Annotated in this window: 7 protein-coding genes; 1 reads left to right on the forward strand and 6 read right to left on the reverse strand. The window is 71.4% G+C overall.

The window, feature by feature from the left end:
* Window positions 1–154: 154 nt before the first annotated feature.
* The 6 genes from QR77_RS11020 to hrcA form a co-directional block, all read right to left on the reverse strand.
* Window positions 155–1066 carry a ribonuclease Z gene (locus QR77_RS11020; protein ID WP_040021309.1) on the reverse strand — a complete coding sequence of 304 codons (912 nt, stop codon included), beginning with the start codon at window positions 1064–1066 and terminating at the stop codon, window positions 155–157.
* 5 nt (window positions 1067–1071) lie between these two features.
* On the reverse strand, window positions 1072–1431 hold the full coding sequence (locus QR77_RS11025) for a histidine triad nucleotide-binding protein (RefSeq protein ID WP_040027697.1): 360 nt from the start codon (window positions 1429–1431) through the stop codon (window positions 1072–1074).
* 103 nt (window positions 1432–1534) lie between these two features.
* Entirely contained in the window at window positions 1535–2446 is a 912-nt protein-coding gene (locus tag QR77_RS11030) for a 16S rRNA (uracil(1498)-N(3))-methyltransferase (protein WP_236711093.1), read from the reverse strand.
* Complete coding sequence (locus QR77_RS11035; RefSeq protein ID WP_040021314.1) at window positions 2329–3402, reverse strand: nitronate monooxygenase; 1074 nt, start codon at window positions 3400–3402, stop codon at window positions 2329–2331. The genes QR77_RS11030 and QR77_RS11035 overlap by 118 nt, the downstream gene beginning before the upstream one ends.
* Before the next feature lie 146 nt (window positions 3403–3548).
* On the reverse strand, window positions 3549–4688 hold the full coding sequence (gene dnaJ, locus QR77_RS11040) for a molecular chaperone DnaJ (RefSeq protein ID WP_040021316.1): 1140 nt from the start codon (window positions 4686–4688) through the stop codon (window positions 3549–3551).
* On the reverse strand, window positions 4689–5705 hold the full coding sequence (gene hrcA / locus QR77_RS11045) for a heat-inducible transcriptional repressor HrcA (RefSeq protein ID WP_040021318.1): 1017 nt from the start codon (window positions 5703–5705) through the stop codon (window positions 4689–4691). It lies immediately after the preceding gene.
* Window positions 5706–5868: 163 nt separating this feature from the next.
* Between hrcA and QR77_RS11050 the strand changes: the two genes are divergently transcribed.
* Window positions 5869–6421, forward strand: a 553-nt coding sequence (locus tag QR77_RS11050) for an MBL fold metallo-hydrolase (RefSeq protein ID WP_040021320.1), incomplete at its 3' end; no start/stop codon positions are given.

Here is a 6421-nt window from a genome sequence, read left to right on the forward strand (position 1 = left end):
GCGCCGTAAATCGTGCCATCCCGGATGCCACCCCGGAGCGACCCCCGACAACAACCGCAACCCAAAGCCGCGCACCCCAACCGCGTCAGCGAAACGGACCCGGCGCGCACCGGACCGCCACAACCACGGCCGCCCGCCGCGTGGCGCACCGGGCTCAGCCGGACCGCTTCGGCACCGGTACGCGTGTCAGGTCGGCGGCGACGGTCAGCTCGCCCTCGTATCCCGCGGCGCGCGCCTGCCGCTCGAACTCGTCCGGGTCGCTGTAGCGCTGCGAGAAGTGCGTCAGTACGAGGTGCCGTACGCGCGCGTCCCGCGCCACCCGCCCCGCCTGCCCTGCGGTGAGGTGGCCGTGGTCGGTGGCCAGGGACTGGTCCTCGTCCAGGAACGTCGACTCGATGACCAGCAGGTCGCACCCCTCGGCCAGCGCGTACACCCCGTCACAGAGCCGGGTGTCCATGACGAAGGCGAAGCGCTGCCCGGGGCGCGGCTCGCTGACGTCCTCCAGCGCGACGCCGTTCAGCACGCCCTCCCGCTGGAGGCGGCCGACGTCCGGTCCCCCGATGCCGCGCTCGGCGAGCAGCGCGGGGAGCATGCGGCGGCCGTCGGGTTCGGTGAGGCGGTAGCCGTACGACTCGACCGGGTGCGAGAGCAGGTGTGCGTCGAGGGTGTAGGCGGGGGTCACGGCGAGCACGCCGCCGAGGCCCGAGACCGGCGCCGGGGTGAGCTGGACGGTCTCGCGGTAGGCCGTCGCGTACCGCAGCCGCTCGAAGTACTTCCGGCCGCTCGCCGGGTGGTGCACGGTGACGGGGTGCGGCACCCGGTCGAGGTTGATGCGCTGAATCACACCGGCGAGGCCGAGCGAGTGGTCGCCGTGGAAGTGGGTGACACAGATCCGGTTGATGTCGTGCGCGGCGACACCGGCGCGCAGCATCTGCCGTTGGGTGCCCTCACCGGGGTCGAAGAGCAGGCCTTCGCCGTCCCAGCGGAGCAGATAGCCGTTGTGGTTGCGGTGCCGGGTCGGCACCTGGCTCGCCGTGCCGAGCACCACCAGTTCGCGCGCGGACAAGTCGCCTATCCAGGAGGCCAGTTGAGGCCGCGTCCGCCCAGGACATGGGCGTGCGCGTGGAAGACGGTCTGGCCCGCGCCGGCGCCGGTGTTGAAGATGACGCGGTAGCCGGTGCCGTCGATCTTCTCCTGCGCGGCGATCTCGCCGGCCTCGCGCAGCACGTCGGCCGCGATCCCCGGCTCGGCCACGGCGAGCGCTGCGGCGTCCGGGTAGTGGACGCGCGGGATGACCAACACATGGGTGGGGGCCTGCGGGTGTATGTCGCGGAAGGCGACGGTGGTCTCCGTCTCCCTGACGACCGTGGCCGGCACGTCCCCCGCGACGATCTTGCAGAACAGGCAGTCGGCCTGCGGTTCTCCCGCCATCGACCGGTCCTCCTCGAATCGGACCGTGGTGCTCACGATCACCCTGCGACGCATCGTATCGTCTGGCGCCGCCGGGGCAGGCTACCCGCCGACCCGGGCCGGGTCAGGACCAGCGGCCCGTACGCCCCAGCAGCAGCGCGGTCGCCGCCGTACCGGCCGTGGAGGTGCGCAGCACACTGCGGCCCAGTCGGTACGTTTTGGCGCCAGCGGCCGCGAAAGCCGTCAACTCCTCGGGGGACACGCCCCCTTCGGGCCCGACGACCAGCACGATCGAGCCCGCGCCCGGCAGTTGGGCGGTGGCGAGCGCCTCGCTGTCCGCGTCGCGGTCCTCGTGCAGGACGGCGGCGAGGTCCGCCGTACCGAGCAGCGCGGCCACCTGCTTCGTACTCATGGGCTCGGCGATCTCGGGGAAGCGCACGCGGCGCGACTGCTTGCCCGCCTCGCGTGCCGTGGCGCGCCACTTGGCGAGCGCCTTGGCGCCCCGCTCGCCCCGCCACTGCGTGACACAGCGCGAGGCTGCCCATGGCACGACGGCGTCCACGCCGGTCTCCGTCATGGTCTCCACGGCGAGTTCACCGCGGTCGCCCTTGGGGAGGGCCTGTACGACGGTGATACGCGGGGTCTCGGCCGACTCCTCGGCGACGGGGCCGAGTTGGACCGTCAGCCGGTCCTTGCCCTCGGCCGCCAGCACCACGCCGTCCGCCCAGCGCCCGGCGCCGTCCGTCAACACGACGCCCTCGCCCGGCTGTAGCCGCCTCACCGAGACGGCGTGCCGGCCCTCGGCGCCGTCCAGCACGAACGTACCGCCGCTCCCGGACCCGCCCTCCGGGCCCGGGCCGCCGACGCCGTCGAAGCCGTCGAAGCCGTCGAAGTGGTCGACCACGAACACCGGAGCGGTCACGAGGCGGTTCCGGGCTTCAACGAGGTCCTGGCCGCTTCGAGTTCGGCCGCGAGGACCTGAACGAGCTGTCCCGCGGGCAGTTCGCGCGACATCCGGTGTCCCTGGCCCGCCCAGAGCGCCATGCCCTGCGGGTCGCCTGCCTTCGCCGCCGCCTTGCGCAGCGGGGAGGTGAGGTGGTGCACCTCGGGGTAGCCGGGCGGGGCGTACGGGCCGTGCTCGCGCATGAAGCGGTTGACGAGGCCGCGGGCGGGGCGGCCGGAGAACGCCCGGGTGATCTCCGTCCGGGTGAACAGCGGGTTGGTCATCGACTGCTTGTGGGTCGGGTCGGCCCCCGACTCCGGGCAGACGAGGAACGCCGTGCCGAGCTGCGCCATGTCGGCGCCCGCCGCGAGCACAGCCGCTATCTGCGCGCCGCGCATCAGGCCGCCGGCCGCGATGATCGGCACCTGTACGGCCTCCCTGACCTGGGGCACCAGCGACAGCAGCCCGATACCGGCGCCGTCGGTCGCCGGGTCGTCGCGGTGCGTGCCCTGGTGGCCGCCGGCCTCGGTGCCCTGCACACAGACGGCGTCGGCGCCCGCCCGCTGCGCGTCCCGTGCCTCCTCGGGGTTGGTCACGGTGACCACGGTGCGGGTGCCGACGCGTGCGAGTGCCTGGATGGTCGTGGTCGCGGGGCAGCCGAAGGTGAACGAGACGACGGGCACCGGGTCCTCGACCAGTTTGGCCAGCTTGGCCTCGTAGTCGTCCTCCCAGCCGGTCTCGGGGTCGCCGAGCGGGGTGTCGTACCAGCTCACCTCGCCGGCGAGCTGGTTGCGGTAGACCTCGACCGCGGCCCTGTCGGCGTGCTTCGGCTGCGGCATGAAGAGGTTGACGCCGAAGGGCCTGCCGGTGAGCCCGCGCACCTGTCTGACCTCTTCGTGCATGCCGTCCGCCGTTTTGTACCCGGCGGCGAGAAAGGCGAGGCCACCGGATTCGGCCACGGCCGCCGCCAGCCGGGGGCTGGAAGCACCGCCCGCCATGGGGGCCTGCACGATCGGATACCGGCAGAGATCGGTCAGTGCGGAGGACATGCATGGCATGGTGCCACGGTCCCCCGCGCAGCTCCGAATCCGGCCCTGATCCGGCTCGCACATACGCGGGGCATATGTGGGCGGGCATACACGGACAGACGGGTGCGACCGGCAGCGCCGGTCGCACCCGTCGATGATCCGAAGATCTACCGCCCGTTGAACGCGTCCTTCAGCCGCGAGAACAGGCCCTGCTGACCGGGCTGGAACTGCCCGATGGGCCGGTCCTCTCCGCGCAGCAGCGCCAGCTCGCGCAGCAGCCGTTCCTGCTCCTGGTCGAGCTTCGACGGGGTCATCACCTCGACGTGCACGATCAGGTCGCCGCGCCCGCCGCCTCGCAGGTGCGTGATGCCGCGCCCGTGCAGCGGGATCGACTGGCCCGACTGGGTGCCCGGCCGTACGTCGATGTCCTCCATGCCGTCCAGCGTCTCCAGCGGGCACTTCGTGCCCAGCGCCGCCGCCGTCATGGGGACGGTGACCGTGCAGTGCAGGTCGTCGCCGCGCCGCTGGAAGACCGCGTGCGGCAGCTCGTGGATCTCGACGTACAGATCCCCTGCGGGGCCGCCGCCGGGGCCGACCTCGCCCTCGCCCGCGAGCTGGATGCGGGTGCCGTTGTCGACACCGGCCGGGATCTTGACCGTGAGCGTACGGCGCGACCTGATGCGGCCGTCGCCCGCGCACTCCGGGCAGGGCGTCGGCACGACCGTACCGAAGCCCTGGCACTGCGGGCACGGCCGTGAGGTCATGACCTGGCCGAGGAACGACCGCGTGACCTGCGAGACCTCGCCACGACCGCGGCACATGTCGCAGGTCTGCGCCGAGGTGCCGGGTGCGGCGCCCTCGCCTGAACACGTCGTACAGACGACGGCCGTGTCGACCTGGATGTCCTTCGTCGTGCCGAAGGCCGACTCGTTGAGGTCGATCTCCAGCCGGATCATGGCGTCCTGGCCGCGCCGCGTACGCGACCTGGGGCCGCGCTGCGAAGCCGTGCCGAAGAAGGCGTCCATGATGTCGGAGAAGTTGCCGAAGCCGCCGGCCCCGAACCCGCCGGCGCCGCCACCGCCCCCGTTGGCCGAGAGGGGGTCGCCCCCGAGGTCGTAGACCTGCTTCTTCTGCGGGTCCGACAACACCTCGTAGGCGGCGTTGATCTCCTTGAAGCGCTCTTGCGTCTTGGGATCAGGATTGACATCCGGGTGCAGCTCGCGTGCGAGCCGCCGGAATGCCTTCTTGATCTCGTCCTGCCCTGCGTCGCGGCGCACGCCGAGTACGGCGTAGTAGTCCGTGGCCACTTACGACTCCGCCAGGATCTGTCCGACGTAACGTGCCACTGCGCGTACCGCTCCCATCGTTCCGGGGTAGTCCATGCGGGTCGGTCCGACCACGCCGAGTTTGGCGACTGCCTCGTCGCCCGAACCGTAGCCGACCGCGACCACGGACGTGGAGTTGAGGCCCTCGTGGGCGTTCTCATGCCCGATTCGTACCGTCATGCCCGAATCCTTCGCCTCGCCCAGCAGCTTGAGGAGCACCACTTGCTCCTCCAGCGCTTCGAGCACCGGCCTGATGGTCAGAGGAAAGTCGTGTCCGAAGCGGGTGATGTTGGCGGTGCCGCCGATCATCAACCGCTCCTCCGTCTCCTCGACCAGGGTTTCGAGCAGCGTCGCGAGCACCGTGGAAACGGTCCCGCGGTCCTCCTGCTCGAAGGAATCGGGAAGATCCTGCACCAACAGCGGGACATCCGCGAAGCGGCGCCCCACGACCCGGCTGTTGAGCCGGGCCCGCAGATCGGCGAGCGAGGTCTCGCCGAACGGCACCGGGCAGTCGATCATGCGCTGCTCGACCCGTCCCGTATCGGTGATCAGGACGAGCATCAGCCGGGCCGAGGCCAGCGACAGCAGCTCCACATGCCGGACCGTCGAGCGGGTCAGCGAGGGATACTGCACGACGGCAACCTGCCGGGTGAGCTGCGCGAGCAGCCGTACCGTACGGCCGACCACATCGTCGAGGTCGACGGCTCCGACCAGGAAATTCTGGATGGCACGGCGCTCCGGCGACGACAGGGGCTTGACCCCCGCCAGCTTGTCGACGAAGAGCCGGTATCCCTTGTCCGTGGGGATGCGCCCGGCACTGGTGTGCGGCTGGGCGATGAATCCCTCGTCCTCAAGCACCGCCATGTCGTTGCGGACGGTGGCGGGAGAGACACCGAGCTGGTGCCGCTCCGTGAGCGCCTTGGAACCCACAGGTTCCTCCGTGCCCACGTAGTCCTGGACGATGGCGCGCAACACCTCGAGTCTGCGTTCGCTGAGCATCGCGCACACCTCCAGCAATCGTCCGTCGGATCGGCTTGGCACTCGCTGTGCGGGAGTGCCAGCCTGCCCCCAGCCAGTGTACGGCCGCCGGGTACGCCCCTAGCAAGAGCAGCCGACCACGGTACATCGGCGCGGTGCCGCTCTTCACCGGTAGCGTCCCGGTATGGACATGCGGCGGGAAGACGAACGGTGGGAACATCTGGCCCCCGGCGTGGCCAGGCGGCGCCTGCCGGGCTGGGACGCGACGGTCGGTCTGGTGGCCGGGGACCGGGGTCTGCTGCTGTACGACACGGGCTCGACGGTGCGTGAGGGCGCCGCGCTGCGGGCGGAGATCGGGGCACTGCTGCCGGGCCGCCGGGTGACCCATGTCGCACTGAGTCACTCCCACTTCGACCATGTGCTGGGGACGGGCGCGTTCCCGGAGGCCGAGGTGTACGGCGCTGTGGGTCTGGCGGAGCTGCTGCTGTCGGGGCGTCAGGAGCTGCGCGAGAGCGCCGTACGTCACGGTGTCGGGCCGGCGGACGCCGACGAGGCCCTGGGGCTGCTGGCGGCCCCTGGACACGCGGTCTCGGGCAATCTGACGCTGGATCTGGGCGGTCGCCAGGTGATGCTCGCGAACGTCGGCCCCGGACACACCCCGCACGATCTGGCGCTGCTGGTCCCCGGCTCCCCCGAGGTGGTCTTCTGCGGCGACCTGGTCGAGGAGTCGGGCGAGC

Origin of the sequence: Streptomyces sp. 150FB (assembly GCF_000818195.1) — a bacterium.
In the GTDB taxonomy this organism is placed as follows: domain Bacteria; phylum Actinomycetota; class Actinomycetes; order Streptomycetales; family Streptomycetaceae; genus Streptomyces.

Bases quoted from the DNA above. Each gene is read 5' to 3' on its own strand.
- QR77_RS11025 (WP_040027697.1), bottom strand. From the start codon at position 1,431: ATGGCGGGAGAACCGCAGGCCGACTGCCTGTTCTGCAAGATCGTCGCG.
- QR77_RS11035 (WP_040021314.1), bottom strand. From the start codon at position 3,402: ATGTCCTCCGCACTGACCGATCTCTGCCGGTATCCGATCGTGCAGGCC.
- hrcA (WP_040021318.1), bottom strand. From the start codon at position 5,705: ATGCTCAGCGAACGCAGACTCGAGGTGTTGCGCGCCATCGTCCAGGAC.